Genomic DNA, 600 nt, shown 5'->3' on the forward strand with positions numbered 1-600 from the left:
TTGCTCTTTTAAACAAGCTTTGAAGCGTTTCTTAAAGCTTAATCAACGCCCTGTCCAACGCTCTATTAAGACAAAGCCTAATCCCCCACATAGACTTGTCTTGGGCGTGTGATCCTAGCTTGCGGGTTTTTGACATGCTCTAAAAGCTGAGCGCACCAACCTACGGTTCGGCCAATGACAAACACCGGCGTGAAAAAACGCACCGGGATTTTTAAAGCCCTTAAAATCGTGCCGGAGTAGAAATCCACATTAGGGTAGAGATTCCTTTCAATGAAATACTCGTCTTTTAGTGCGATTTCTTCCACTTTCGCAACGATTTCGCTCAATCTCTCGTCCATTTTAACGCCTTTTTGGTGCAGTTCGTCTTTTAGACCTTTTAAGATTTTTGCACGCGGATCGTAGCTTTTATACACCCTATGCCCAAAGCCCATGAGTTTGAAACTGTCGTTTTTGTCTTTCACGCGCGCAATATATTTATCCACATTTTTCACATCGCCGATTTCTTCTAATTGCAAAAGCACTTTCTCATTCGCTCCGCCATGCAAATGCCCCCATAAAGCGCTAATGCCAGCGCTAATGGCTGCATAAGGATGCACGCCG

The 600-nt window shown here is 44.5% G+C and carries 1 protein-coding gene; it reads right to left on the reverse strand.

Annotated elements, in window-relative coordinates:
• Nucleotides 1–77: 77 nt before the first annotated feature.
• A partial coding sequence (locus IEY73_RS34725; protein ID WP_505744160.1) for a citrate/2-methylcitrate synthase occupies nt 78–600 on the reverse strand: 523 nt, incomplete at its 5' end.

The sequence above is a fragment of the Mangrovihabitans endophyticus genome, from assembly GCF_014646155.1.
In the GTDB taxonomy this organism is placed as follows: Bacteria; Actinomycetota; Actinomycetes; order Mycobacteriales; family Micromonosporaceae; genus Actinoplanes; species Actinoplanes endophyticus.